This window comes from Azospirillum sp. BE72 (genome assembly GCF_031455875.1).
Lineage (GTDB): Bacteria > Pseudomonadota > Alphaproteobacteria > Azospirillales > Azospirillaceae > Azospirillum.
The window spans coordinates 168,113-192,608 of record NZ_JAVDTO010000005.1 but is presented as its reverse complement, the minus strand read 5'-3'; the positions used below and the strand labels follow the sequence as shown (position 1 = coordinate 192,608).

21 protein-coding genes and 1 tRNA gene are annotated in these 24,496 nt (G+C 66.2%); 11 read left to right on the top strand and 11 right to left on the bottom strand.

Going from position 1 to position 24,496, the window contains the following annotated elements; all coding sequences use genetic code 11:
- Window positions 1–108: 108 nt before the first annotated feature.
- The 7 genes from glgB (at window position 109) to J2Y49_RS17130 (ending at window position 11,653) form a co-directional block, all read left to right on the top strand.
- Window positions 109–2,397, top strand: coding sequence for a 1,4-alpha-glucan branching protein GlgB (glgB, locus tag J2Y49_RS17160; protein ID WP_409017861.1), 2,289 nt, complete (start codon window positions 109–111; stop codon window positions 2,395–2,397).
- Between the two features lie 802 nt (window positions 2,398–3,199).
- Window positions 3,200–5,338, top strand: coding sequence for a glycogen debranching protein GlgX (gene glgX / locus J2Y49_RS17155; RefSeq protein ID WP_310116073.1), 2,139 nt, complete (start codon window positions 3,200–3,202; stop codon window positions 5,336–5,338).
- 171 nt (window positions 5,339–5,509) lie between these two features.
- Window positions 5,510–6,580 carry a response regulator gene (locus J2Y49_RS17150; RefSeq protein ID WP_310116072.1) on the top strand — a complete coding sequence of 357 codons (1,071 nt, stop codon included), beginning with the start codon at window positions 5,510–5,512 and terminating at the stop codon, window positions 6,578–6,580.
- A 108-nt stretch (window positions 6,581–6,688) separates the two neighbouring features.
- The gene (gene malQ, locus J2Y49_RS17145; RefSeq protein WP_310116071.1) at window positions 6,689–8,878 is read left to right on the top strand and encodes a 4-alpha-glucanotransferase; all 2,190 of its coding nucleotides are present in this window, start codon (window positions 6,689–6,691) and stop codon (window positions 8,876–8,878) included.
- A 159-nt stretch (window positions 8,879–9,037) separates the two neighbouring features.
- A tRNA-Gln gene (locus tag J2Y49_RS17140) sits at window positions 9,038–9,111 on the top strand.
- Between the two features lie 130 nt (window positions 9,112–9,241).
- Complete coding sequence (locus J2Y49_RS17135; RefSeq protein ID WP_310116070.1) at window positions 9,242–11,386, top strand: site-specific integrase; 2,145 nt, start codon at window positions 9,242–9,244, stop codon at window positions 11,384–11,386.
- A 75-nt stretch (window positions 11,387–11,461) separates the two neighbouring features.
- Entirely contained in the window at window positions 11,462–11,653 is a 192-nt protein-coding gene (locus J2Y49_RS17130) for a hypothetical protein (protein WP_310116069.1), read from the top strand.
- Window positions 11,654–11,856: 203 nt separating this feature from the next.
- On the opposite strand, the gene J2Y49_RS17125 is transcribed toward J2Y49_RS17130, so the two are convergent.
- The 9 genes from J2Y49_RS17125 to J2Y49_RS17085 form a co-directional block, all read right to left on the bottom strand.
- On the bottom strand, window positions 11,857–12,132 hold the full coding sequence (locus tag J2Y49_RS17125) for a hypothetical protein (protein ID WP_310116068.1): 276 nt from the start codon (window positions 12,130–12,132) through the stop codon (window positions 11,857–11,859).
- A gap of 232 nt (window positions 12,133–12,364) precedes the next feature.
- Complete coding sequence (locus J2Y49_RS17120) at window positions 12,365–13,042, bottom strand: hypothetical protein (RefSeq protein WP_310116067.1); 678 nt, start codon at window positions 13,040–13,042, stop codon at window positions 12,365–12,367.
- A 77-nt stretch (window positions 13,043–13,119) separates the two neighbouring features.
- A complete protein-coding gene (locus tag J2Y49_RS17115) occupies window positions 13,120–13,779 on the bottom strand; it encodes a hypothetical protein (protein WP_310116066.1) in 660 nt (219 codons plus the stop codon).
- 235 nt (window positions 13,780–14,014) lie between these two features.
- A complete protein-coding gene (locus tag J2Y49_RS17110) occupies window positions 14,015–14,245 on the bottom strand; it encodes a hypothetical protein (RefSeq protein ID WP_310116065.1) in 231 nt (76 codons plus the stop codon).
- Between the two features lie 113 nt (window positions 14,246–14,358).
- The gene (locus J2Y49_RS17105; protein ID WP_310116064.1) at window positions 14,359–14,853 is read right to left on the bottom strand and encodes a hypothetical protein; all 495 of its coding nucleotides are present in this window, start codon (window positions 14,851–14,853) and stop codon (window positions 14,359–14,361) included.
- 200 nt (window positions 14,854–15,053) lie between these two features.
- Window positions 15,054–15,509 (bottom strand): hypothetical protein, encoded by a 456-nt coding sequence (locus J2Y49_RS17100; protein ID WP_310116063.1) that lies wholly within the window; start codon window positions 15,507–15,509, stop codon window positions 15,054–15,056.
- Window positions 15,510–15,522: 13 nt separating this feature from the next.
- Window positions 15,523–15,768, bottom strand: coding sequence for a hypothetical protein (locus tag J2Y49_RS17095; protein WP_310116062.1), 246 nt, complete (start codon window positions 15,766–15,768; stop codon window positions 15,523–15,525).
- Window positions 15,769–15,794: 26 nt separating this feature from the next.
- The gene (locus J2Y49_RS17090; protein ID WP_310116061.1) at window positions 15,795–16,523 is read right to left on the bottom strand and encodes a LuxR C-terminal-related transcriptional regulator; all 729 of its coding nucleotides are present in this window, start codon (window positions 16,521–16,523) and stop codon (window positions 15,795–15,797) included.
- A 59-nt stretch (window positions 16,524–16,582) separates the two neighbouring features.
- Window positions 16,583–16,882, bottom strand: a complete 300-nt coding sequence (locus J2Y49_RS17085; RefSeq protein WP_310116060.1) for a hypothetical protein — start codon at window positions 16,880–16,882, stop codon at window positions 16,583–16,585.
- Between the two features lie 708 nt (window positions 16,883–17,590).
- Between J2Y49_RS17085 and J2Y49_RS17080 the strand changes: the two genes are divergently transcribed.
- Window positions 17,591–17,773 carry a hypothetical protein gene (locus tag J2Y49_RS17080; RefSeq protein WP_310116059.1) on the top strand — a complete coding sequence of 61 codons (183 nt, stop codon included), beginning with the start codon at window positions 17,591–17,593 and terminating at the stop codon, window positions 17,771–17,773.
- A gap of 255 nt (window positions 17,774–18,028) precedes the next feature.
- On the opposite strand, the gene mobF is transcribed toward J2Y49_RS17080, so the two are convergent.
- Entirely contained in the window at window positions 18,029–21,340 is a 3,312-nt protein-coding gene (gene mobF, locus J2Y49_RS17075) for a MobF family relaxase (protein WP_310116058.1), read from the bottom strand.
- Window positions 21,340–21,636: a hypothetical protein gene (locus tag J2Y49_RS17070; RefSeq protein ID WP_310116057.1), complete on the bottom strand. Its 297-nt coding sequence runs from the start codon at window positions 21,634–21,636 to the stop codon at window positions 21,340–21,342. The genes mobF and J2Y49_RS17070 overlap by 1 nt, the downstream gene beginning before the upstream one ends.
- A gap of 522 nt (window positions 21,637–22,158) precedes the next feature.
- On the opposite strand from J2Y49_RS17070, the gene J2Y49_RS17065 reads away from it, so the two are divergent.
- The 3 genes from J2Y49_RS17065 to J2Y49_RS17055 all read left to right on the top strand — a co-directional run bounded on the left by J2Y49_RS17065 (window position 22,159) and on the right by J2Y49_RS17055 (window position 24,326).
- The gene (locus J2Y49_RS17065; protein WP_310116056.1) at window positions 22,159–22,641 is read left to right on the top strand and encodes a hypothetical protein; all 483 of its coding nucleotides are present in this window, start codon (window positions 22,159–22,161) and stop codon (window positions 22,639–22,641) included.
- Between the two features lie 112 nt (window positions 22,642–22,753).
- A complete protein-coding gene (locus tag J2Y49_RS17060; protein WP_310116055.1) occupies window positions 22,754–23,590 on the top strand; it encodes a hypothetical protein in 837 nt (278 codons plus the stop codon).
- 1 nt (window position 23,591) lies between these two features.
- Window positions 23,592–24,326: a hypothetical protein gene (locus J2Y49_RS17055; RefSeq protein ID WP_310116054.1), complete on the top strand. Its 735-nt coding sequence runs from the start codon at window positions 23,592–23,594 to the stop codon at window positions 24,324–24,326.
- The last annotated feature ends 170 nt before the right edge of the window (window positions 24,327–24,496 follow it).

Below are 24,496 nucleotides of genomic sequence, written 5' to 3'. Positions count from 1 at the left end.
AGCATGGGCAATGCTGCCGCAGTGATCCGGCTGGACGGTGAACGATCAACGGTCCATGAAGACGATAGGGCCTCCACGAAGAAGGGCACTTGGCCAATGGCGAGCGACATGACGACGGACACCCGCAAGGACCAGGCGCAGACCGGCGTCCCCGAAAGCCGTTCCAACGACCGGCGCCCCGCCGATCACCGGGCCGAGGCCCTGCGCGCGGCGGCGGACGCCATCGCGCGGGCCGACCATGGCGATCCCTTCGCCGTGCTGGGCATGCAGCAGGAGGCGCCCGGCCGCCCGGTGGAGGTTCGCGCCTTCGTGCCCGGCGCCGAGCGGCTGTGGGTGATCGACAGTGCCACCGGCGAACCTGCGGGCGAGGCCGAGCGCATCCACCAGGACGGCTTCTACCTTGCGGTGATGCCCGACCGGACGGAACGCTTCCGCTACCGCCTGCGCGCCCAATACCCGCTGGCGACCCAGGAGTTCGAGGACGCCTACCGCTTCGGCAACATGCTGGGCGAACTGGACGTCCATCTGCTGGCCGAGGGCACCCACCTGCGCAATTACGAGAAGCTGGGCGCCCACCCGCGCGAGGTCGACGGCATCGCCGGCGTGTCCTTCGCCGTGTGGGCGCCGAGCGCGCGCAGCGTCAGCGTCGTCGGCGACTTCAACAACTGGGACGGCCGCCGCCTGCCGATGCGCCGGCGCGTCGAGGTCGGGGTCTGGGAGATCTTCGTCCCCGGCGCCCATGCCGGCCAGCGCTACAAGTTCGAGATCCGCGGGCCCAACGGCAACCTGATGCCGGCCAAGGCCGACCCCTACGCCTTCCAGGCGGAGATGCGCCCGGCCACCGCCTCGGTCGTGCACGGCCTGCCGTCCTACGAGTGGCGGGACCAGGAGTGGCAGAGCCGCAAGGTCGCCACCTCCGACCGCACCGCGCCGATCTCCATCTATGAGGTGCATCTGGGCTCCTGGGCACGGGTGCCGGAGGAGGACAACCGCTTCCTGACCTACCAGGAACTGGCGGAGCGGCTGATCCCCTACGCCAAGGACATGGGCTTCACCCATATCGAGCTTCTGCCGATCACCGAGCATCCGTTCGACGGCTCGTGGGGCTACCAGCCCATCGGCCTCTATGCACCGACCGCCCGCCACGGCTCGCCGGAGGACTTCAAGGACTTCGTCAACGCCTGCCACCGCGCCGGCCTGGGCGTGCTGCTGGACTGGGTGCCCGGCCATTTCCCGACCGACCCGCATGGGCTGGGCGATTTCGACGGGACGCATCTCTACGAGCATGCCGATCCGCGCCAGGGTTTCCACCAGGATTGGAACACCCTGATCTACAATTTCGGCCGGACGGAGGTGCAGAACTTCCTGCTGGGCAACGCGCTGTTCTGGCTCGACCATTACAAGCTGGACGGCCTGCGCGTCGATGCCGTCGCCTCCATGCTCTATCTCGACTACAGCCGCAAGGAAGGGGAGTGGGTCCCCAACAAGTTCGGCGGTCGCGAGAACCTCGAATCCATCGCCTTCCTCAAGCGCATGAACGAGCTGGTCTATGGCCAGCAGCCGGGTGCGATGACGGTGGCGGAGGAATCGACCTCCTGGCCGATGGTGTCGAAGCCGACATATCTCGGCGGTCTCGGCTTCGGCTACAAATGGAACATGGGGTGGATGCACGACACGCTGCATTACATGCAGAACGACCCCATCCACCGCCGTTACCATCACCACCAGATGACCTTCGGGCTGATCTACCAGTTTTCCGAAAATTTCGTCCTGCCGCTCAGCCATGACGAGGTGGTCCACGGCAAGGGCTCTCTCATCAACAAGATGCCGGGCGACGACTGGCAGAAATTCGCCAACCTGCGCGCCTATTACGGCTTCATGTTCGCCCACCCCGGCAAGAAGCTGCTGTTCATGGGCGGCGAGTTCGCCCAATGGAGCGAGTGGAGCGAGGCGCGCAGCCTGGACTGGCATTTGCTGGACCAGCCCATGCACCGGGGCATGCGCGACCTCGTGCGCGACCTGAACGGCGTCTACTGCGAGTTGGAGCCGCTGCACAAGACCGACTGCGACCCGTCCGGCTTCGAATGGATCGAGTCGAACGACAACGAGAACTCGGTCTTCACCTTCCTGCGCAAGGCCGACGAGTCCGGGCACATCGTGATCGCGGTGTGCAACTTCACGCCGATTCCCCGGTACGGCTACCGCGTCGGCGTACCGCTGCCCGGCCGCTATGTGGAGCGGATCAACACCGACGACGCGAAGTATGGCGGCAGCGGCGTCGGCAACACCGGCGGCGGCGTCTATGCCGAGGAAACCCCCTGGCACGGCCGCACCCACTCGCTGGACCTGACCATCCCGCCGCTTTCGACGCTGATCTTGGAGCGGAAGGCGGAGTAGCTAAATCGCCCCTCTCCCGTCCCGGGAGAGGGAGGGGACCCATGAAGTGGGGAGGGTGAGAGGGAGCCCAAGAATCCCGAACCGCATGGCTTCGTGCCGCACCCCTTACCCTTCCCATGCTGCTTATAGGCCCCATCCCTCTCCCAGGGCGAGAGAGGGATGCACGCACAGCGACACCCACTCTCCTTTCGCCAACCTCCCTTGACGACGCCGGGGGGAGGCTTTCTTATTGGATCCCTTGCGTCTTTTCAGGGAACCGGTGAGACGTGCGCTGGCTCATGCTCGATAGGAACTCCGTTCCCTCCAATGACGACGCGATGTGGACCCTACGGGCAAACCGCAAGGTGCTGTACCGCCGGCGGTGTCCGTACTCCGTCGCGGCGGGGCAACGAGGGCATGGAACAATGGAACAGGCCCCGAAAACTGTTTCATACCGTTCCAAACGTTCCATCGGCCGGTCGGTGTTTCCGGCGGGACGAATGGATTGCCGGACTCGCGTTGCCTCTCTCCTGATCGACTTGCTTGCGATCGGTCGGCGGGCCGACGATCCGATAACCCTCTCCCCCCCGGGGAGAGGGTGGCCCGCAGGGCCGGTGAGGGGGACGCGCGGCGACCGTCCGCGGGCGGAAGCCGGGTCCCGGTCTCTTGCAAATCTCTACCCCATGCCCCCCTCACCCAACCCTCTCCCCGCTTTCGGCGGACCGTTGGTCCGCCTGCCGCGTCAGCGCAAACTTCGTTTGCGCGTGAGCGGGGGGGAGAGGGCTTGTCCGCAGTTCCTTTCCAATATACAGGCCGCCCGCTGATGCCCCCCACCCCCGCCCGCACTCCGGTCTGGCCCGGCAAGCCCTATCCGCTCGGCGCCACCTGGGATGGGTTCGGCGTCAATTTCGCGCTGTTCTCCGCCAATGCCGAGCGGGTGGAACTCTGCTTGTTCGACAAGACCGGCCAGCGAGAGGTGGAGCGGGTCACGCTGCCCGAGCACACCGACGAGGTCTGGCACGGCTATTTGCCCGACGCCCGCCCCGGCCTGCTCTACGGCTACCGCGTCCACGGGCCGTACGAGCCGGAGGAGGGGCACCGCTTCAACCCGAACAAGCTGCTGATCGACCCTTATGCCCGGGCGCTGTTCGGCGGCTTCAAATGGTCGGACGCCCATTACGGCTACCGGGTCGGCTCGACGAAGGAGGACTTATCCTTCGACCGGCGCGACAACGCCCGCGGCATGCCGAAATGCCGGGTGGTGGACGGCGCCTTCACCTGGGGGCACGACCGCCACCGCCGGGTGCCCTGGACCGAGACGGTCCTCTACGAGACCCATGTCCGCGGCTTCACCATGCGCCACCCGGAGGTGCCGGCCCATCTGCGCGGCACCTTCGCCGGCATGTCGACCCAGAGCGTGATCGAATATCTGCGGGCGCTCGGCATCACCTCGGTGGAGTTCCTGCCGGTCCAGGCCATCGCCGACGAGCAGCATCTCGTCACCCGCAACATGACCAATTACTGGGGCTACAACACCATCGGCTTCTTCGCGCCGGAGCCCCGCTACATGACCACCGGCGTGCTGTCGGAGTTCAAGACGATGGTCGCCCGCCTGCACGAGGCGGGGATCGAGGTCATCCTCGACGTCGTCTACAACCACACCGCCGAAGGCAACCATCTGGGGCCGACCCTATCCTTCAAGGGCATCGACAATCTCAGTTATTACCGGCTGATGCCGGACAACCCGCGCTACTACATCAACGACACCGGCACCGGGAACACACTGAACCTCAGCCATCCGCGCGTGGTCCAGATGGTGATGGACAGCCTCCGTTACTGGGTGACGGAGATGCATGTCGACGGCTTCCGCTTCGACCTCGCCACCGTGCTGGCGCGGGAGCCCTACGGCTACGACCCCGGTTCCGGCTTCCTCGACGCCGTGCGGCAGGACCCGGTGCTGGCCGACGTCAAGCTGATCGCCGAGCCGTGGGACGTCGGTCCCGGCGGCTATCAGGTCGGCAACTTCCCGCCGGGCTGGGCGGAGTGGAACGACCGCTACCGCGACACCGTGCGGCGCTACTGGCGCGGCGACGACGGCATGCTGCCGGAACTGGCCGGCCGCATCGCCGGCTCCGCCGACCTGTTCGAGAAGCGCGGGCGCCGGCCCTGGGCCAGCGTGAACTTCATCACCGCCCATGACGGCTTCACCCTGCACGACCTCGTCGCCTACAACGACAAGCACAACTGGGCGAACGGCGAGGAGAACCGCGACGGCCATTCCGCCAACTGCTCGTGGAACCATGGGGTGGAGGGCGAGACCGCCGATCCCGGCATCAACGAGCTTCGGGCCCGGCAGAAGCGCAACCTGCTGGCGACGCTGATGCTGTCGCAGGGCACGCCGATGATGCTGGCCGGCGACGAGCTGGAGCACAGCCAGGACGGCAACAACAACGCCTATTGCCAGGACAACGACATCACCTGGCTGGACTGGGCGAAGCGCGACGGGGCGCTGGTGTCCTTCGTCCGCCGGCTGATCGCGCTGAGGCGCGCCCACCCGGTTCTGCGCCGCCCCACCTTCCTGCATGGGCGCGAGACCGCGGCCAACGGGCTGAAGGACATCGTCTGGTACAATGCCCAGGGTGTCGAGAAGACCGCCGAGCATTGGCGCAACACCCAGGCGCGCTGCATCGTCCTGCTGCTGAACGGCCGTGCCGGCACCCATGCCGGACCGGACGGGCAGCCGCTGTCCGACGGCGTGATGCTGATCGTACTGAACGCCCATGCCGACATCCTGACCGTCACCCTGCCGGACGTGCCGGGCGGCCGGGGCTGGCGCTGCCTGCTCGACACCCGCGTCGCCGACGGGGCGGGGGACGAACGACTGCATCTGGCCGGCCGGTCGGTGCTGGTCGACGGGCGGACGGTGCTGGTCTTCACCCTGGTGGAACAGGCGGGGATGTGAGCGGTGCGTACGGCTTCGGCAGCGGCTCGGAAGGCGGCTGTTCCGCCCCTGCGATCCTTTGCCCACTGGTCTTTTCCCCGGTGAAGATGCTACCGCGACGGGCGGAGACAATGCGTGTTACCCTGCGGGACGTGTTGCCGTCACGATCGCAGCGGAGCTTCGGGTAGGGCGATGCCGGATTACGATTTCTCGCAGGTCGACGCCGCGATCATCGACAGCCAGCTCAACACCGCGCGCGTGTTCCGCGACGTGCTGATCCGCCTGGGCTTCCGCCGGGTGGAGCTGTTCGATTCGGTGCGGGCCGCCGCCGGGCTGCTGACCGCGGCCATGCCGGATCTGGTGCTGCTCGACGCCGACGGCGAGGATTCGGAAGCCTTCCGCTTCATCCGCTCCCTGCGCAACGAACCGGCCGTGCCGAACCCCTTCGCCTGCGTCATCGTCACCACCTGGGCGCCGACTCCGGCACTGCTGACCCGCGTCACCAATGTCGGCGGCGACGATCTGCTGATGAAGCCGGTGTCGCCCAAGCAGGTGCGCGACCGGATCGTCAGCCTGATCGAGGCGCGCAAGGGCTTCGTCGTCACCGCCGACTACACCGGCCCCGACCGCCGCAAATCCCCGCGCGAAGGCGCCCAGGTGCCGGTTCTGGACGCCCCCAACACGCTCCGCCTGAAGGCTGTCGGCCAATGGACCCAGTCCGGCGCCCGCATGCAGCTGAACGAGGCGATTTCGACCGTCACCACCCAGAAGCGGCTGCGCGCCAGCATCCAGGTCGCCTTTCTGGTGGAGTTCGCCCTGGCCGGGCTGGCGCGGCCGGTGCCGGACCGCATGGCCATCGACCATATCGGCCGCATCGGCGGCTTCCTGGACGACCTGCTGCGCCGGCTGGGCGAGGACGGCGACCACGCCCCGGTTGAGGCGGTGGCCCGCGCCGTCAAGACGCTGGCCGACAAGGTCCGCGCCGCCGCGGAGTGCGGACCGGTCCCCGTCGACGACCGGGAGCAGTTGCAGGCCCTGTCGCGCGCCCTGATGCAGGCCGTCGATCCCGACCGCCCGCTGGAGGCGATGACGCGGGAGGTATCCGCCGCCGTCTCCGGATACCGCAGCCGGCTGGAGCAGATCGCCCAGGCCAAGGCGGCCGCCGCTGCCCTGCCGGCGGTCCCCGCCGACGACGTTTCCGCCTCGTCCGCCCCGCCACCGGGTGCCGGAGGGCAGGCGGCATCCGCCCTTCCGGCCGGGTGACGCGGGAGGCGCCGATGGCATAGGCCGCCGGTCTGCATTGACGCCACGCACCGCGTCCCCCAATCCCTTAGCCCCACACCCTTTCCGTACAACCCGCGGGGACCCTGCATGAGTGATCTCGACCGGCTGGCCGATCTGCTTGGACTAGAACCCCTTTATCATGACATCTGGGGCAACCGGCGCGAGACCTCCGCCGCCACCAAGCGGGCGCTGGTCGCCGCCATGGGGTTGGCGGCCGCCACGGACGAGGACGTCGCCGCCAGCCTGCGCACGGTGGAGCGGCGCTCCTGGAGCCGTCCGCTGCCGCCGGTCCTGGTCACCGGGGAAGGGCAGGGGATCGGGCTGGGCGTCTCCCTGCCTGCCGGCCTGGATGACGCTACGCTGGTGTGGGAACTGACACCGGAGGGCGGGATCACCCAGGGTGGCCGCGTCGCGATCCACGATCTGCCGGTGGAGGAGCGTACCACGGTGGACGGCACGGCCTATGAGCGCCGCGCGCTCGGCGGCCTGCTGCCGGTCTCGCTGCCCATCGGTTATCACCGGCTGGCCGTGCATGTGGAAGCCTCTGGCGGCGCCGGTCCATCCGGTGCCACCACCCTGATCGTGGCGCCCGACCGCTGTGTGGCGGTGGAGGAGATGGTGCCGGCCGGCCGCTGCTGGGGCATCGGGCTGCAGGTCTATTCCCTGCGATCCGACCGCGATTGGGGCATGGGGGATTTCGGCGATCTTTGCGGCTTCGCCGAGGTCGCCGGCCGGCTGGGCGCCGGGCTGGTCGGGCTGAACCCGCTGCATGCCTTGTTCCCGGCCGACCCGAACCATATCGGCCCCTATTCGCCGTCCAGCCGCCAGTTCCTCAACATCCTCTACATCAACCCGTCCTCCGTTCCCGAGTTGACGGATGCCGACGACCTGCGCACCCGGATCGCGGACCCCGCTTTCCAGTCCGCGCTGGCCGCAGCACGGCAGGCGGAATTGGTCGATTACCCCGCGGTCGCCGCGCTGAAGCTTCCGGTTCTGGAAGGGCTGCACGCCCGCTTCCGCAGCCTGCCCGACGGCCATCCGCGCAAGGCAGCCTACGCCCGCTTCAGGCAGGAGATGGGGGCTGCGCTCGACCGCCACGCCCTGTTCGATGCCCTGCACGAGCATTTCTTCCGCAAGGACCCATCGCTGTGGATGTGGCGCAGCTGGCCGGCGGCCTTCCAGGACCCGGGGAGCGCCGAGGTTGCCGCCTTCGCCGCCGACCATGCCGACCGCGTCGATTTCTTCGCTTGGGCGCAGTTCGAGGCTGACCGCCAGTTGGGGGAGGCGGCGGCGCGCGGCCGTTCCGCCGGGCTTGCCATGGGCTTCTACCGCGACCTCGCCGTAGCCGCCCATCCCGGCGGCGGTTCCGCCTGGGCCGACCCGTCGATGCTGGTGCAGGGCGCCAATGTCGGCGCGCCGCCCGACCAGTTCAACCTGAAGGGCCAGAACTGGGGTCTCGCCCCTCTGTCGCCGCTGGGCCTGCGTGAATCCGCCTATCGTCCCTTCGTCGAGCTTCTGCGGGCCAACATGCGCCATGCGGCGGCGCTTCGCATCGACCATGTGATGGCGCTGCAGCACCTGTTCTGGATTCCGGAGGACGGCAGCGACGGCGCCTATGTCGCCTATCCCTTTCACGACCTTCTGCGCATCGTGGCGCTGGAGAGCCGCCGCAACCGCTGCGTCGTGATCGGCGAGGATCTGGGCACCGTTCCGGAAGGCTTCCGGCCGGCTCTGGAACAGGCCGGCATCCTCAGCTACCGCGTGCTGTATTTCGAACGCACCGCCGACGGCGGCTTCAAGCCCCCCGGCGAGTATCCCGCCGGTTCCATGGCGACGGTCAGCACGCATGATCTGGCACCCTTCAAAGGGTTCTGGACCGGCCGCGACCTCGATTGGCGGCAGCGGCTCAGTCTCTATCCCGACGATGCCAGCCGGGACAAGGACCGCTGGGACCGCGGCGTCGACCGCTGGCGCCTGTTGCAGGCCCTGTCCCGCGAGGGGGTGCGCCCGGACAGCTATCCCACCGAGGACGGCGACCAGCCGTTCCGCGTCGAACTGTCCGCCGCCGTCCACGCCTATCTGGCGCACACCCCGTCGCGTATCGTGATGGTTCAGATCGAGGACGCGCTGGCGGACGACGAACAGCCCAACCTGCCCGGCACCGTCGACCAGCATCCGAATTGGCGCCGCCGCCTTCCCCGTATGTTGGAGGAATTGGAGGCCGACGACGACCTCCGCCGGATCATCGCGCCCATGGCGGGCGCTGTCCCACGCTGAGTGAAAGGCGCCGCCGGTCCAGGGAAAAACCGGACCGGCGGTCAACGCCCAAAAAAAAGTGCATCAGAAGCGAAAAAAGCTCTTCACAGTCCGGCATGTGGTCGCTATAAACCCGCCCACACCACGGGGCACGGCAAACGAGCCGCCCCGGTGACGGTCTGGGGGATCGTCTAGCGGTAGGACAGCGGACTCTGACTCCGCCAGCCTAGGTTCGAATCCTAGTCCCCCAACCAACTCTCACGACTTCCCTTTAGAAACAGCCACTTGGTTCCGACGCTCCTGCAACGATCCGCAGGTGGTGCCCATGGCTGTAGCCCAAAGCTGCTGCCCAACGCGCCGCCCGGTCCCGTCAGAGTACCGAGCATGGGCCAAGCCGCGCACCTCGTCCTCCGCCACCAGACCTGGCACTGGCGCCGCCGCGTTCCGTCTGACTTGCAGCTGACGTCTCCGCGCGGGAGACTAAGCCTATCGCTCGGTACGAGCGTCCTCCGAGCAGCCCGGCGCATCGGCTTGGCGCTCGATCTGGCACTGGAGGACCTGCGCATGCTGCACGCACCGCTAGACCCCGCCACGCTGACCTCCATCCTCGCCAAGGTGCGCGACGACGCCCTGGCCGCCGAGCAGGCCGAACGCGCCCTGCAGCCGCCGGACATCGGGTTCGTCCCGCGTCCTACGGCGGCGCGCGGCATCGTCGTGCCGGAGGACCTCGCCCAGCCCCTGCTGCACTGGCTGGCCCAACAAGGGCCGATGACCGGTATCGAAGACGCCGACCTGAAGGATCCGGACAAGGGCCGGGCCGACGGGATTGCATCAGGTCCGTCAACCGGTGCCCTCGCCCAGGGCAGCGACGACCAGACCATGGCCATGGTGAACGAGCCCGCCGATGGCGGGCCCGTCCACCGCGGCCCCTGGCTGCCTCCGGACCTGGACCGCGCCATTCGCGACTTCGTCGCCGCGAACCCTGCGCCGCCGGCACAGCTGACGACGGCGCGCGCCGCCTCGACGATCCGCGCCACCATTGCCCAAGGCGTGCAGGGAGCGTTCCTGGACGCCGCGCGCCGCAACGACCGCCCCATGGCGCAGGCTCATGTGCAGCGCGCTGTTGAGCGGTTGGAGGTGGAGAATGGCATTGCCATTGACCCGAGCAGCCGCGGCGTCCTGGAACGCCAAGCCCTGTCGGTGCTCGGTGCCGTACATGGTCAGGCGGCCTCGGGTGAACGCGTGCCGCCGGAGATCCTGCTGGCCCCGCCGGGCTTACTCGCGCCTCCCCCGACCGTGATGGAGACCGCAGCGGCTTCGTCGCCCACCACGGCACCCATAGTGGCCCCTGCTGCACCCGCGCTCCGCAAGGCGGTGCCGACGATCACGGAGATGCTGCAGAAGTGCATCAAATTGAAGCGGAACAAGGGCTGGAACGACAAGTCCATCGCGGATGCGACCACCAGCATCCGGATGTTCGTCGAATACCGGGGTGATGTGCCGATCGACGAGGTGACGAGCGCGGACGCGAGCGACTACAAGGCGCTTCTTCTCGACGTACCGAAGCTGGCCGGCAAAGGAAGGTTCGCCAAACTGACCATCACGGACTTGGTCGCCGAGGCGAATGCCTTCGAGCAGGCCTTGAACGACGAACAGGTGGATCCGAACTCGGTGCACGGCATCTTTCGCGACGAAGACGATGACAGCTGGCACGTGTCACGCTACTCGCTGGCGACGGTCAACAAGCACATCAACTTCCTGAACGTGGTCTTCACAGCCGGGATGAAGTATCTGGACCGCAAGGAGGATACCTCTGTCTTTGCCAGCGAGTACTATGACAAGGCGCTGGTCAAGGAGCATCGCCGGAAGCGGCTCGCGTATGAAGTGAACGAGTTGGAAAGCCTGTTCCGTTCACCGGCGTGGATCGGCTGCATAGACGACCGCCTGCGCGCCACGGCTTCCGACTGCCCGCCGCCGCGCGACGCCCGGTTCTGGGGTCCCCTCATTGCCGCGCACCAAGGAATGCGGCTGGAGGAGATCCTCCAGTTGCAGCCGGAGGATGTCGACGAGGAGGACGGCATCGCCGTCTTCTGCATCCGGAAAGGTGCGGGGCGGACACTCAAGACCGCGGCGAGCGCCCGCACGGTACCCGTCCACTCGTCGTTGATCCGGATCGGTTTCCTGAAGCACGCCCAGGCCCGCCGGGCCGAGGGCGCCCCCCTGCTTTTCCCGGAGCTGAAACGCGGCGGCGGCTTTGGCATGTACGGCCACGCGTACAGCCTGTGGTGGACGGAGTACCGCCGAGCCATCAGGATCTACAAGCCCGGTCTGGATTTTCACAGCTTCCGCACGACGGTGAATACCCACCTTCTGCGCCGCCGATGCAACGAAACAATGATCAAGGCGCTGCTCGGCCACAGCATCGCCGGTGACATCACCACGGACGACTACAACGCGGGGCTGAGCCTCGCCGACCTGCAGCAGGCGCTGGAACTTTGGCAGTTCGATATCAGCCATCTGGACGTCTGATCGACATTCGGCACGGGCGCCGGTACCGTCAAGTTCAGGTTGGCTCGCAGTGATCCGGGGCGTTATAGGGCGGACATGCCGAAGCGCTCCGATCTCCGCTATGCCGACTATCGCTTCCCCACCGAGGTCATGCCGACGGCGGTGTGGCTGAGCTTTCCGTGTCCGCTGAGCCTGTGGATGGTGGAAGGGATGCTGGTGGCGCGCGGCAGCGTCGTGAACCACCAGCCGGTGCGAGTGGAGTCTGACGTTCGGGTACGAGCTCGCTGAGCTGCGCCAGCAGGCCCCGCGCCGGGAGGACAAGTTGCACCTCAACGAGGTTGCCCTGACCGTCGCGGGCGGGAAGTCCTACCTATGACGGGCGGTGAGCCGCGATGGCTTCATGCTCGATGGGCAGATCCAGAGCCGAAGCGATGCCGAGGCGGTGAAACGTTTGCTGCACAATGCGGAGACGGGCGATGAAACGCGTCAAATCAGCCCGCAAGTTCAGCAAGCAAATTCGCCACACGCAGCCGTGATATCAGCCACATGCGCTCATGGCCTGACAGTTCACGCTGGCTGCATTTGTCGCCGAACAGAATCATCACGGCACCGTCAATCCGAGTGATTGCTGCTTGCAGTTTCGCCACGTCTCTTGACGGCTCCCCTAGATCATTGACAAAACACAGATCATTCAAGCAGCCGCCGCAGATCATCGCGACCAGTCGCTGGTCCCCCAAGCGGATCACCACATCACCCCGCTCAATCATCTATCCCTCCGCGCCATTTTCCGCTACCGCAATCTGGAATCCGCACTGCCCAACCTGTTCGGTGAGGTCGAATGGGCACGCTTCATTTTCCGTTCCGAGGGTACCGCCCGCGAGTGCGCTCACCCGACACGGCGCACGGCCGTATGGCGGTCAGGCTACGACCGGTTCATGCCATGCCCGAGTCCCTCACCGGCGTACCGGTGAGGGGGAAGGCGATCCGTTTGTGGTCGGTTCAGCGATTTTTGGAAGCGGCCAACCGGTGGAGATGCATGCGCTCGTGTGCCGTCATCGTGTCCCCGGCTTCATCGAGAGCCGCCTTGGCCGACCGCCGAATGACATGGGCGAAGCGCTGCTGTAACACGTCGATGTCCACCGACGAAGGCGCCCCGAGGTCGTCCAGGAGGCGCACGGCCGCGCGCACGCGGGCGCGATGCGCATTGTGCAGGTGAGCGACGTGGTCGAGCGACCGGCAATGCGTCATCTGCGGGTAGGGATAGGCCCGCGATGGCGGGCGGAGCCCGGCGCAGCAGGTGAAATGCTCCTCGGCCCAGAACCGGCCGGCACTGTCGAACCGCCCGGGCGGGTGAGTTTGTCGGTCGCGCCGGCTGACATAGGTCCGTGCTCCAGCGATCTCGTTGGCCTGGAACCCCATCGCCGTGAGGATCTCCTGCACCGTCAGGGAACTGGACATCGCCCTGATCTCGCCGGTGATCCTGTCAGTGATCGTGTCGGTCGCCCGCGCGCCGTCCGGCTTCTCCGTCGAAATGTGGGTGTTAGAGGGGGCGGCGCTCTCGGAGATCTGGTTCGGCTGCCACGGTCCCACCGGGGCGTTCTGCCGGTGCGCCAGGACGTCGGTCACGTTCAAGGTAACCGGATCCTGCTCCGGCGCGGTTTTCGTCATGATGGACATGGTCGCACTCCCGTGCTCGATCCAAGACAGGCCGGATGCCCCATGTTGAGGCATCCCTCGTACCGGAGGCGGCTCTATCAGCCGGGGTAGTGGGAGAGCAGCATCAGCGCGTCGCCCCAGGCGTCGGGGGCCGTCCGCCGCAGGATCCCCAGCGCATCAACGGCGCCGATGCGCAGCGTGCGCTTGGCGATGACGCGCAGCATGTTGGCGTTGTACAGGCCGAGCAGGACCAGGGCGGTGATCCGTCGCACCGAATCCGCGTGTCGCAGGGCGCGGGCGTACGCTTCGAGGTCGATCGGGCGCAGGTCGCGGTGGGTTCCGCTCCGGCCGGAGCGGCGCCACAGGCCCGACAGCCCGTACTGCTCGATGATACGGTCCGCCGAGGTGCTGAAGTGGGGCCGCATCCCGTCGCGGAAGCCTGCCGGCGGGACGCTGCCGACGATCGCCGCGACCACCGTCTGCTCCCGGTGGTCGAAGCACATCGCCTTGTCCACCAACCAGCCGAGGCTGTAGGGCTCGGCCGGAAAGCGCAGGCGGGCGTACTCCTCGTCCAGCGCCGCGAGTGTCAGGACGCCGACCGCTTCCAGGGTGTCGTGACGGATGCGGTCCGGCCATGAGACCTCGACCGCGCCGTCGGTCACGGCTATCATGGAAATGCCGAGCGCGGACGCGCCGCGCAGACCCGCCAGCGTGCTGGCGGTGATCCCGTCGAGCGGATACGGGGTGGTGGGGTGCATGACCGCCTCCTGTTGACGCCGACTTGGGCCGATCCCTCGTTTTGTGGCGTCACGTTCAGGGTGCTCCGGCGCTCCACCTCGCGGTCTACTCGTTCCTCCTCCGAGGAAATCTTGCGAAAATAAATGTCTTGACTACAGCCGAATCCGGATTCCCCCCTGGATCAGGCCCATCAGCAGCGATTAAACGAGTCACGGGTGGTGGTTTGGACGTCCTCACATGTCCAAGCCGTGCCGGTCAGAAACGTAGACGGACCAGATGGTACTGGATGCTGGCGGCCTGAAGAGCCTGCAGCATCGTCTCGGGATTGGCTGTGGTGGCCGCCGGACGCAGGCGGATGGAGAAGACCAGGAGCTTCGTATCGGCATCCATCCAGTTCATTGCGGACAGATTCATCAGGTGTTCCAGTGCGTAGCTTAGGCGGTCGGAGCGATCGGCGGTTTTCTCTTCGTTCTCGCTTGTGCTCATCGGTCAGCTACCGACCAACCATCAGCGGGAGAGGCGTCAAACGGGCATTTCCCGGTGATCAGCGGGATCGGGATGTGACATGGCGGGGTGGTTCGTCGGTTTGCGCACCCTTGTCATTCGCGCAGGCTGAGCGTGGCTGTCGACACCGTGACGGTTCGGCCCTCCTCGTCACGACAGATTGCCTGTCGGACGTCAACGCTCATCTTCAGATCGACGCTGCGAGCCACGGTCATCGCCCATTCGAGGATCTCCGCAGCGTCGGTCAGGTGGCGGCGCATCTGCGTGTAGCAGTCACATTGGCCCGCCAGTGGCTGCCACGGCTGCGGTGCTTTCTGCCGGGCGGCGACGACCAGGAGGTGGGCATCGTCAAGTGCCTCGGCGATCGCTCCCAAGGCGCAGAGGGTATGGTCGTCATTGACCTGATGTCGCCAGCATACAAGGTCGACGGTGACCACGCGGACAAGGTCGACGGTTTGGACTACCGGGTTCGACCGGTGCGTTGGGTTCGTTCTGAAGAGCTGATCCTCCAGAGCATCAACGGTGGCGGAGAGGGGATTGGTGATCAGCGTGGCTTCGCTCGGCGGGACCGTGAGAGCGGTCGAGGTCATAAGGGAAATCTCCAGGTCTGGAATGGGAGAGGAGAGTGGGTTTGTGCTAGATGTCGGTGCCGGCCATTGGCAAAACTCCACCGACTACGTGTGCTGCGGACGCTCAATGGTGGCTTTGTGTCCTGCCGTTGTGGGACCCGGACCGGGGGTGACGCTGGCGACGACGGCCATGCGATCGGCCTCTACCTCGGAATTGCCACTTATGAGGTCCGGTTGAGCCAATCCAGTTGGGCGGCGACTGCCTCATCGTTCAACCCGGCGGCGCTAAGCAGACCGGCCAGTCGCATGCGTCCGTGAGCGCTGTGGGTCAAGGCAAGGATCTGTCTGGCCTGCCGCTCGGCCGCCACCTGCGACAGACTGATGTCCACCTCTTCAATTCCAGCGGCGGAGAGGGCTCCGCGGATGTCCTGCACCACGGTAGCGACAAGGGGCGGATAAGTCAGGGAATCGGGAGCGGTGGCGCTGTAAGAAACAATCTTGCCGAACCTGACGATCCTCCATGGCATGATTGCGGGGAAGGGCGCGTCATCGATCCGAACCCATAACTTGCCGTCAATAACATGGGGGCAGATTCCAACGACAAAACTCTTGGGCACCACGGCGTGGACGATGCGGCGGGCCGCTTCCCTATCCGCGGCGGTGTAACACCGGGCCATGGCCTGATCCTCCCTATTGGTCCTTCCTTCCCCGGCGCGGCCAGCGGGACGGCAGGAGGGTCAGATACGTGTCCAGGTCGAGAAATTGCGGCCGCCGCCGCATGAGTGTGCTGTAGCAGCGGCTGCACAGCGCGAAGGTGTCGGGATCGCCGGCCGGCCCGATGAGGAGCCATGTATCGCGACCGGCACGGTCCTGGTCGTGCCAGATGCCGCAACGGGCACATCGACAGGTGTCGGCGGTCGATGGCTTGTGCTTCATCAGGGAGGGCTTCGTCCGCCGCGTCCTCATTGGCGTTCTCCGCCCTGTTCGCCTGGGCTCACGGTGGCGCCGAGGACAGGAATCAAACGAGCAACCGCGGTCGCCCTGTTCCTGACACCGAGCGTCCGAAAGACCGCGGTGAGGTGTATCTTGACGGTCCCTTCGCTCATTCCGAGCGCAACCGCGATGACCTTGTTGCTGTGGCCGCGCACAAGTTCCGCAGCAACCTCCCACTGCCTTGCGGTGAGGCCGAACGCAGGGGCTGGTCTGCGTGGCAACAGACCACTCTCATCCGGATCGATTCCCGCCGCTGCAGGCCAGCACCAGCCGCCGGCAAGGGTCAGCTCGAACAGACTGGCACACAGCGCCGGCGTTTCCCTTCCGGTCAGGAGCGCGCGCGCGCCGGCGGTCCGCAACGCCGCCACGCCACTGCCTCCGCTGCCCCGGGCGGCAAGGAGAGCTCCAGCCTGTCTGCGCTCGGTCAGCGCCGCCACCCGCGGTGTGGTCAAGCCGGACGTTCCGGCATGGACGATGATGAGAGCCGCCGCTGGTCCGGACATCGCCGCGTCGAGGCTATCGTGCGCCTCGATGCTGTCGATGGAATGGACCTGCCCAGCCAGCGCGGCGATGCCTTGCAGGGCAAACCGGTCGCTGGCGACAATGACGGCGGTCCTTGGCGTGGGCGATGGGCGCTCCTGGGAAGCAACCGGCGTTTCGGTGGCTGGAACAGAGAGGCTGAACAGTGAGTCGGGCATCGCTACCTCATCTTGGACAGGCTTATCTTGAGGACGAGTTCTGGGAAGACGGGAGCGGGTCAGCCGGCGATGCGCGGAGCGTCGTCCAAGCCATCGATACGAGCGATCAGATCCCGGGCTTGGCGGATCAGCCAGAGCGGCGCGTATTCGGGGTCATTGTCCGCACGATCGATGAGCATCTCGGCCTGTTCCCTCGCGATGTCGAGGTCACCGGCCGCATGGTGGTGCAGCGCCGCGCGCAACAACAGGTCCGGGCGGCCGCCGCTCGCGGCGCAATCGCGTTCAGCACGTTCAGCGATCCGACGCAGCCGGGAGATGCGGGCCGAGGTGGACTCGACGGGCGTTTGCATGAACTTCATGGGATGGGTCCGGAATAATCGATGGGGTGGTGGCGTCCGGCCGGGCCGCGGCGCCGCATGGCGCGGCCGCGGCCCGGCCGGATGCCACCACCCTCCACGTTGTCGGTCATCATCCTCGGTTCAGAGCGGGCGGATGGATGCTGGCGCTGATTCCTGCCAGCCCGCCTGCGTCCGCGCAGGCTGGCGGTCGTGGTGGCCGGCTCCCGCCGGTCGGCCGAGGTCGATATGCCGCATCCGCGGCACTCCCGCGGCGTCAGCGACGCGCTTCATCTCCCTTTGGCATTGCCTGCAGTAAAGCCGGCCGTCGGGGCCGAGCCGGTAGCGGCCATCACCGGGGGCCGATGCCAGCGACTTGGTTTGGCTTTCACCCGGAGTTTGGCCATAACATGAGGGAGAGGAGCATGATGCGACAGATCGCGTGCCGTGATGCTGGGGACGAATGCGGCCGATCCCGCCTACAGAGTCGAGGGTGGGGTGAACATGCCGACCGACGCCACCCGCGATTTCCCCCGGACCCCCAAGCTCCGCCGGGACAACGTGCATGCTGTGGAGCAGCGGAAGCGGAGGGATCCGGAGGTGTACGCCGTAGGCGAACTGCCAGCCGACCTTGTTGCGGATATTGAGGCTGCTAAGTATGGCGCCGGCCCGCACGCACATCGTTTGACCAATACGGATGACACCGTGTAGATCTCACGCCGGAGCTTCATCATGACGTCGCGGAAAGTCGCAATTTCGGTCCACTCCATCGATGACGATCTTGACGCTGATTTCGTGGGACTGTTGCTCGCGGCGTTGCGTGTGCCAAGCAACGACGAGGAGTTGGCAGCACTGGATTGCCTTCTTGACGATCCGATCGTGATTGAGCTGGATACCGGCGAGAGTGCCCCGTGATGCGTCAGGCCACCCCCTGGTGTCGATCGGGCCAAGAACCTGCCGTTTTGACTGGGGAAGCATACCGGGTAGGACGCGCCTTGTCGGGCCGATCGTCACCTCTTATCAACTTCGGTCGCGTCCGTACGGGCAACCGGGGGTCGCGTCCGCTCGCGCTCATCGGAGGATGACGGGCTGTTCCTCGCCACCATGTTCTGGCGTTCCTGGTCCAATGCAGGCACCGCCGCATGGGCAGTGGGCAGAGATTGTGATGGTTCATTGCTCATCACGCCCGCCGCGCCGCCGCGGTGGCTTTTTGCGGCTGACAAATGGCCCGGTAAGGTCCGGTGGCATGATTGGAGCCACCGTGTGCCCGGTCCGCCGCTTTGGCTTGGCCGGCAGGGAGGGTGCCGGCGGCGTGATGATGGGGGCGAAGCCCTCGCGCAGCCGCTCCGCCAGTGCGCCGTCAGCTTGGATATTCCGGTCCGTCCAACCGCGGCGGCGTGTCTCGCTGCCGATCGCCCGGTATACCTCGTCGAGCAGATCTGTGGGTGCCGACGAAGGCGTCGAGTATTGCGCCGCCGACACCCTGATCTGCCCGCCGGTGTCACGGAGTCGTATGCGCCATCCGTCGGCGGCGATGTCCAACAGGCGGTGCGGGATCGGTGCCGATAGACGGGCCCCGGTGATGACCCGGGGTCTGGACGGGCCGCTGGCGCCCAGCCTCCGCTCGATGGCTTGGCGGAGGTGATCCAGCAGATCAGGCTCCGGGCCGGGAGGGTCCTCCTGCCGGGTGGCGATGCCCGGCGATGTGCGAAACCGCTCAAGCCATACGGCCGCACGGGCGGCGTTGCGCGCCTGCCTGGCACCGGCCACCGCGCGGTCACGCAGGGTGCGCAACGCCGTCCGCAGCCCAGCGGCGGCACGCAGGAGGTTGTCGGTGCTCGATGCCGCCTCCGCCGTTGGATCTGCCAATCGGCGCAGGATGTTCAAGGCCGAATGCTGGATCGCGGGACGAGCGAGATCGGCGGCCATCCGTTCCATAATCGCCTCGCGGCCTGGGCGGCGGCGCTCACCGCTCCGGTCGCGGATGTCGTCCTCGATCGCCGTCCGGTTGACAACCAGCCGCACGTGATGGCGATTGCGCGACAGCATCACATAGGTGGAATTGCTGGTGCCGGTCCGCGTGCCGTGAGCCATCGCCGCCCAGACGTCGTCCACCGTCAGCCCCTGGGCACCGTGCACCGTACTGGCGTAGGAATGGCCAAGCAGGATGTGTCCGACATCTGAATCGTAGAGCTGGCGGGTGCTGAAGCGAACGCGTCGGTCGTCGATCGCGACCTCCACGTCGGCGTGGCCATCCCCGGTCGCGGCGATCGAGACGACAGTTCCCATCGTGCCGTTGATGACATCCAAGGTCTCGTCGCGGCGATAGAAGCGGACAGTGTCCCCCAGCGCCAGAGCAAGGTCATGGGCCGTGCCGCTGGCGGCGCCTGCCCGGATCAGCACTTCCGGCTGCCGGGCCACGAGGCCGCGCTCCTTCAACACCGCCCGCACCTGTGCATTGATATGCCGCACCTCGGCGTTGGTTTGAGCGAGAATCAAGGTATTGCGGTCGGGATGGGTGGCGGAGAACGCGGCCCAATCGGCGACCGTGCTGTCGAGTGTGGCCTGCCATCCCTCAACGAGTCGCAGCCGGCCAGCCTTGTCCAGAGCCGCCAATGCCTTGGCCGCGTCGCCGTCACCCGCCAAGGTGGCGATGTCCCGGTCGCGAGGGTCGATCTGCCGGCGCGCCTGCCGCAGCCGGATCGAACGGCCGACGGCCCCAACCGCCAGTTCCAGAGCGGGGCCCGGACCGACCGGGGTGAGCTGGCGCCGGTCACCGGTCAGGATGACCTTGGCCTCCGCCTTGATGGCGGCGTCGAGGATCGTGCGCAGTTCCCGGGCGTCGGTCATGCCGGCTTCGTCCAGGATCAGGACCGTGTTTCGGTCCCACCGGTCGCGACCGAGCCGCAGGTCGGTCACCCACTTCATCGTGGCGCGGGAGTCGATCCCGCAATCCTCGCCAAGTTGCCGCGCGACACGCCACGCAGCGGCGGCTCCGACAACGCGGCGTCCGGCCTGTTGATAGAGGCGGGCAACGATGGTCAGGGCATGGCTCTTGCCAGTGCCGGCTCCTCCTTCGATCACGGCGAGGTCCGGACCGGTGGTGGCCAGCACCACCGCGGCGCGCTGTTCGTCGGAGAGTCGGTGCGCCTGGGTCGTCAGCACGGCATCCACGAGGTGCTGGTCCAGCCTGTGCCTCGCGCTTCCAGCCAGCTGCTTGGCGCCATCCTCCACTGCCTGTTCGACGTCGATCATTGCCGGCGTGGTGTAGAGCGGCTGTCCGCGGCCGTCCTCGCCGATGCACAAGAAGTTGCGCCGCAGCTGTCGCTCGACCTCGGTGGCGATGGCGTCGTAGTCGCCGATCCCCTGCATCGCGACGGCCACCCGCTGCCAGATACGCGCCTCGGTCACGACGCTGCTCGATTCCGTCACCCGGTCGGCGAGATCCTCCAGCTCGTCCAGGGCCGACTGGTCGGTTAGCTCGCTCCCGGTTGCGAACACGGCGTTGAGGGCGTCCGGTGGGAAACCGGCGGCGGTGGCCTCGCTGCGCCAGCGCCGGTGCCGAGCCTCGGCGGTTTCGCTATAGTCCTTGCCGCATCGCGTGCTCAGGACGGCGACCTCCTTCTCGCGGGCGGTCGCTGTGGCCCGGCCCTGAGCAGCCAGTTCCCGCTGGGCGGCACGCGATCGCTTCGAAAATTCGTCGATCAGGGCGAACGGCACACCGTCCACCTCGAAGGTGTCGTCGATGATGTGGATGCCGACGCCCAACCGCGTGCGGAGCACATCGGCCAGAGCGGCTCGATAGATGGCGCCGAGTGCGAGCTTGTTGGCATAGAGGGGAGCAGCGTCCAGCGCCCTGATCTTGCCGTCGCGACACAAGAGCAGGTTCAGGATGAATCCATGCGTGTGTAGCTGCATGTCACCGGGTAGGGATACTTCGTGCCCGTCATCGTCGAGTTCGGTGGTCGGCCGAGAGGCCCCATGTTGCCAACAGGCCGCGATGATGCGCCCTGGAATGCGGTGCTCGCCGTCCTTTCCGACGCGCACCCAGGCGAGATGCAGCTCGAGGTGGTGCAAGGCAGTGCGGACGGCATGCCGGTGAGCAGACTCGATCTCCTGCCGGACGGTTTCCGGACACAGCGCCCACAGGAGCGAGACCGACTTTGGCGCGGAGAAGGTGAGATCCAGCCCCGGAACGCGTTTGGCGTCTTGTCGCTCTCCCTCCTTTCGGCCCGCCGCGCCAGCGTTGCGCACCAGGGGGCGCCCATCGCCATCGAAACCGGCATGCAGTTGCGCAAACAGACGAGGATTGATGATCGCACCATCGGGCACGCCGAACTGACCGCTCGGGTTGTACCAGACGCCGTCCGGTTCGGGACCGCCAACCCCAGCCCGGGTGTAGTAGCCGGTCGCCGGATTGAAGGACCAGCCGAGCTCCTCCAGATAATAAGCGGGGCTGATGGATTTCCGGATGCTCAGCATCAGCGCCTCGCGGGCGGGACGCCGCGGTCCAGTAGGGTCAGCACGCCGTCGCGGAGGTCGTCCGTCGTGGACGCGATGGCATCGGTGGCAGCGCGGATTGTCTCCATCATGGCCCTCATCTCCTGGCGCATGCACGCTATCTCGGCGCGCTCCTCCTCCAGATCCAGAGCCTGCTCAAGCAGGCGCAGCATCGTACCGGCATCGGTGCCGCGTCCCCGCCGCTGGCGGACGCGCTGCATCAGGTCGTCCGGCACGTCCAGCGGGACGCGCTCGTATCCAGTCCGGATTCTGGCCATGTGATGATCTCGCTGACGTTGGTTCCCTCCTTCCATATGGGCTTGGCGCTGAACCCCGCCGAACCGGGTTCAGGCACCTCGTCCGAGCGGGCCGGCGACACATTGCTAGTCGATGAGGGTGGGCTATCCGCCGGAGCCGGGCGTCCAAATCCATCGTGACGATGGGGACCCGTTACGGCACCCTAACCAGCCGGGAAGCAAAGCTAGCAAGGGCTGGAGCGTGCCGCGCCGGTACAATTCCGCATTTCAATGCACGGGTGTGTGTGAATGAATAATCATTGACTGGTCAATTCATGGTCAATGACTTGGATTTCCTCAGACCCGTTGCCGATGCTCTTTCCATCCTGTGTCGATATGCCCGCATCCGTCCCTCCGGGTAACAGGTTGCTGTTCGATCCAATGGCGCGGCCCGGCGACTCCGGCGCCGGGCCGCGCCTCCCTTCCAGATATTTCGCTCCGTCACGAGCGCGCAATGTCCGTCTCTCCCATGTCCTTATAGGATTTGGAGGAGAGGTGCTCACGATGACGACACCCAGCTTCTGGGATGCCCGCCGGGTCGCGCAGGCCGCAGCGAAGCCGACGGTGCGTGATTTGATCCGTGCTCATCTGAAGGACATCCGTAAGGCGCGTCAGGACGGCGACTCCTGGGCGGTGATCGCCGAGGCGCTGGCCAGCCTGGGGGTCCGATGGAAGTCCGGAGTGCCCATCAATGGCGCGGCGCTCTGCCGGATGGTTGGCGACATCGAGCGCCTGGACCACGGCATCCGCCGCCCGGTCGGACGACCGGGCCGGACACAACCGTCCGCCGCTCCAATGGTACCGCGCTGCGAGCAGGGCAGCATGGCGGAATGGCAGAAGGAGGGCATCCCCATGGCTCAACCCCGACAGATCGCTCCTTCGGTGCCGGATCGGACCGCCGACACCCCCGATTACGAGCATCGCCTCTTGGAACCGCATCAACGGCGGTCGAAGGCGGTACCACCGGTAAGAAAAATCACTGATTAGAGGAAAATCCGCCTTTGCCCCGACTCTGTTCTGATTGCGCCATCGGCAATCCGACTCCAAGTCCCAAGCAGGGAGGCGCGCTGACGCCGCTCCCTCTTTAATGGAGGTCATGATGACCAAGCGCATGGACAGCGTCCCGACGGCCGTCACTACCCCGGCCGAATCCCCGGTGGTCCCCTGCATCGAGCCCCGGCCGCTGGTCGCCATTGTCGCCAACCAGCGCGGCGGCGTCGGCAAGACGACCATCGCCACCGCCATCGGCGAGACGCTGATTTCCCGCGGCGCCGGGGTGGGGTACATCGAGATCGAGTCAAGCGCGCGGTTGTCACAGATCTACGGCGACGCCGTCCATCGTGTGCAGCCGCCGTCTCTGCAGGAAGCCGCCGAGGATGCCTCGCGAGCGCTCGCCACCTACGACGAGATCACTGACCGGACCGCGGAGGGCAACGTCGTCATCGACGTCGGCGCTAACGAGATTGCCTCCTTCGCCGAGTGGGCGGGCTTGTCGGACTTCTCCAGCGACGTGATCGACCGCGGCCACCGATTGCTCCTAGTTGCTGTCGCAACAGCTGAGCGGGAAGCAATGACCGGTGCCTTGGACGTGCTGTATGACAAAGCTACGGCGTTTCCGGGCGCGGAGCGGTACCTCGTCCTCAATGGACCCCCGCGTGCAAGTTTTGAGGATTGGGTCGATCTCCAGAGGGTGGAGGACGAGGGAATCCGGATATTGCCAATCCCGCGCTGCCTGAGCGACATGTGGCGCATCGTCGATGGCAAGATTCCGATACGCTTGGTGAAAGCCTTGAAGCTCACGCGGATGGACCTGGAGGAGGATTACGGCATGACGCGGGCTATGTCCGCCCGCGCCGTCAGATCCTACGCCGATTGGGTAACGAAAGTCATGGCTGCGATCAGCGGCACGCTGATCGAAGAGCGGGGTACGGTCTGACATGAGCGAGGCTGGTGGCATGACCCCGCACCACCTCTTCCTTAAGGAGTTGGCGCACCGTCGGGCACAGGTCGATCAGGATTACGTGCAGGATCGAGAGCGTCTGATCCGCCACATCCGCAGCCTGCCGCCAGCCGAGCGAAGGATCTATCTTTGCAGTGATGAGGAGGCCTTGGTGCTGCCGGCTGCTGATCGGCGGGAGCTGATGGTGGAGAGCAACGCCGAATCCGATGCTGCGGTCCGCGCTTTGCTGTGGCGGCAGAGCTGGAGAGAGGTGGCCGCCTGGGCCGGCCTTCTCTCGGTCGCCATTATTCTTGTGTTGATGTCGGGCGGTTTGGTCCAGGTTTCGGCGGCTCTTGATCAGGCGCGTGCTGAAGGGAGGGCGCCTTTGCCGTCCGAGCAGCAAGTTGCGCTGCAGCGGATCAATGAAATCGGAACGTCAAAATTTACGGATGTATCTCTTACCGAACTGCGGCAGCGGGTCGAGATGCCCAGACAAATGCTTGAGGTGTGGCAACGCCTAGAAGTGAATGACGCGGCCTCCTCGGTTGACAAGGAGAAGCGTGAGAAGGCGCGCATCAACGTCGTCGGTGCGTTCCTCTATGGCACGAATACGCCAGAGCCATGGGTTCAGAAAAGGGGTATTGATTTGCTGGCCGATCTGTTTGGCAATTCTGATAAGAGGGGGGAGGTTCTGGAAAATCTGTGCCATGAAAATCGATCGCCACGCAGATAATTGGTCAAGCGCAGTTCTGCGCGGCAAGTTTGGCACCGTGATTAGCTTCGTTGAACTGACGCATTTGTGGTCATCTGACGTCATGGCGGATTGCATGGTGGATATTGACAGAGCTCATTTGGATGCGCTCCAGGGCTTGGCTCTGCGAATTCCCGTATAAAACGATTTTC

Excerpts from the sequence above, each read along its gene's own strand:
- J2Y49_RS17125 (WP_310116068.1), bottom strand. The coding sequence starts at position 12,132 with ATGATTGAGCGGGGTGATGTGGTGATCCGCTTGGGGGACCAGCGACTG.
- J2Y49_RS17070 (WP_310116057.1), bottom strand. The coding sequence starts at position 21,636 with ATGGCCAGAATCCGGACTGGATACGAGCGCGTCCCGCTGGACGTGCCG.
- J2Y49_RS17120 (WP_310116067.1), bottom strand. The coding sequence starts at position 13,042 with ATGTCCATCATGACGAAAACCGCGCCGGAGCAGGATCCGGTTACCTTG.
- malQ (WP_310116071.1), top strand. The coding sequence starts at position 6,689 with ATGAGTGATCTCGACCGGCTGGCCGATCTGCTTGGACTAGAACCCCTT.
- J2Y49_RS17110 (WP_310116065.1), bottom strand. The coding sequence starts at position 14,245 with ATGAGCACAAGCGAGAACGAAGAGAAAACCGCCGATCGCTCCGACCGC.
- J2Y49_RS17065 (WP_310116056.1), top strand. The coding sequence starts at position 22,159 with ATGACGACACCCAGCTTCTGGGATGCCCGCCGGGTCGCGCAGGCCGCA.
- J2Y49_RS17130 (WP_310116069.1), top strand. The coding sequence starts at position 11,462 with ATGCCGAAGCGCTCCGATCTCCGCTATGCCGACTATCGCTTCCCCACC.
- J2Y49_RS17055 (WP_310116054.1), top strand. The coding sequence starts at position 23,592 with ATGAGCGAGGCTGGTGGCATGACCCCGCACCACCTCTTCCTTAAGGAG.
- glgB (WP_409017861.1), top strand. The coding sequence starts at position 109 with ATGACGACGGACACCCGCAAGGACCAGGCGCAGACCGGCGTCCCCGAA.
- J2Y49_RS17085 (WP_310116060.1), bottom strand. The coding sequence starts at position 16,882 with ATGAAGTTCATGCAAACGCCCGTCGAGTCCACCTCGGCCCGCATCTCC.
- J2Y49_RS17095 (WP_310116062.1), bottom strand. The coding sequence starts at position 15,768 with ATGAAGCACAAGCCATCGACCGCCGACACCTGTCGATGTGCCCGTTGC.
- J2Y49_RS17100 (WP_310116063.1), bottom strand. The coding sequence starts at position 15,509 with ATGGCCCGGTGTTACACCGCCGCGGATAGGGAAGCGGCCCGCCGCATC.
- J2Y49_RS17150 (WP_310116072.1), top strand. The coding sequence starts at position 5,510 with ATGCCGGATTACGATTTCTCGCAGGTCGACGCCGCGATCATCGACAGC.
- mobF (WP_310116058.1), bottom strand. The coding sequence starts at position 21,340 with ATGCTGAGCATCCGGAAATCCATCAGCCCCGCTTATTATCTGGAGGAG.
- J2Y49_RS17080 (WP_310116059.1), top strand. The coding sequence starts at position 17,591 with ATGACGTCGCGGAAAGTCGCAATTTCGGTCCACTCCATCGATGACGAT.
- glgX (WP_310116073.1), top strand. The coding sequence starts at position 3,200 with ATGCCCCCCACCCCCGCCCGCACTCCGGTCTGGCCCGGCAAGCCCTAT.
- J2Y49_RS17115 (WP_310116066.1), bottom strand. The coding sequence starts at position 13,779 with ATGCACCCCACCACCCCGTATCCGCTCGACGGGATCACCGCCAGCACG.
- J2Y49_RS17105 (WP_310116064.1), bottom strand. The coding sequence starts at position 14,853 with ATGACCTCGACCGCTCTCACGGTCCCGCCGAGCGAAGCCACGCTGATC.
- J2Y49_RS17090 (WP_310116061.1), bottom strand. The coding sequence starts at position 16,523 with ATGCCCGACTCACTGTTCAGCCTCTCTGTTCCAGCCACCGAAACGCCG.
- J2Y49_RS17135 (WP_310116070.1), top strand. The coding sequence starts at position 9,242 with ATGGGCCAAGCCGCGCACCTCGTCCTCCGCCACCAGACCTGGCACTGG.
- J2Y49_RS17060 (WP_310116055.1), top strand. The coding sequence starts at position 22,754 with ATGACCAAGCGCATGGACAGCGTCCCGACGGCCGTCACTACCCCGGCC.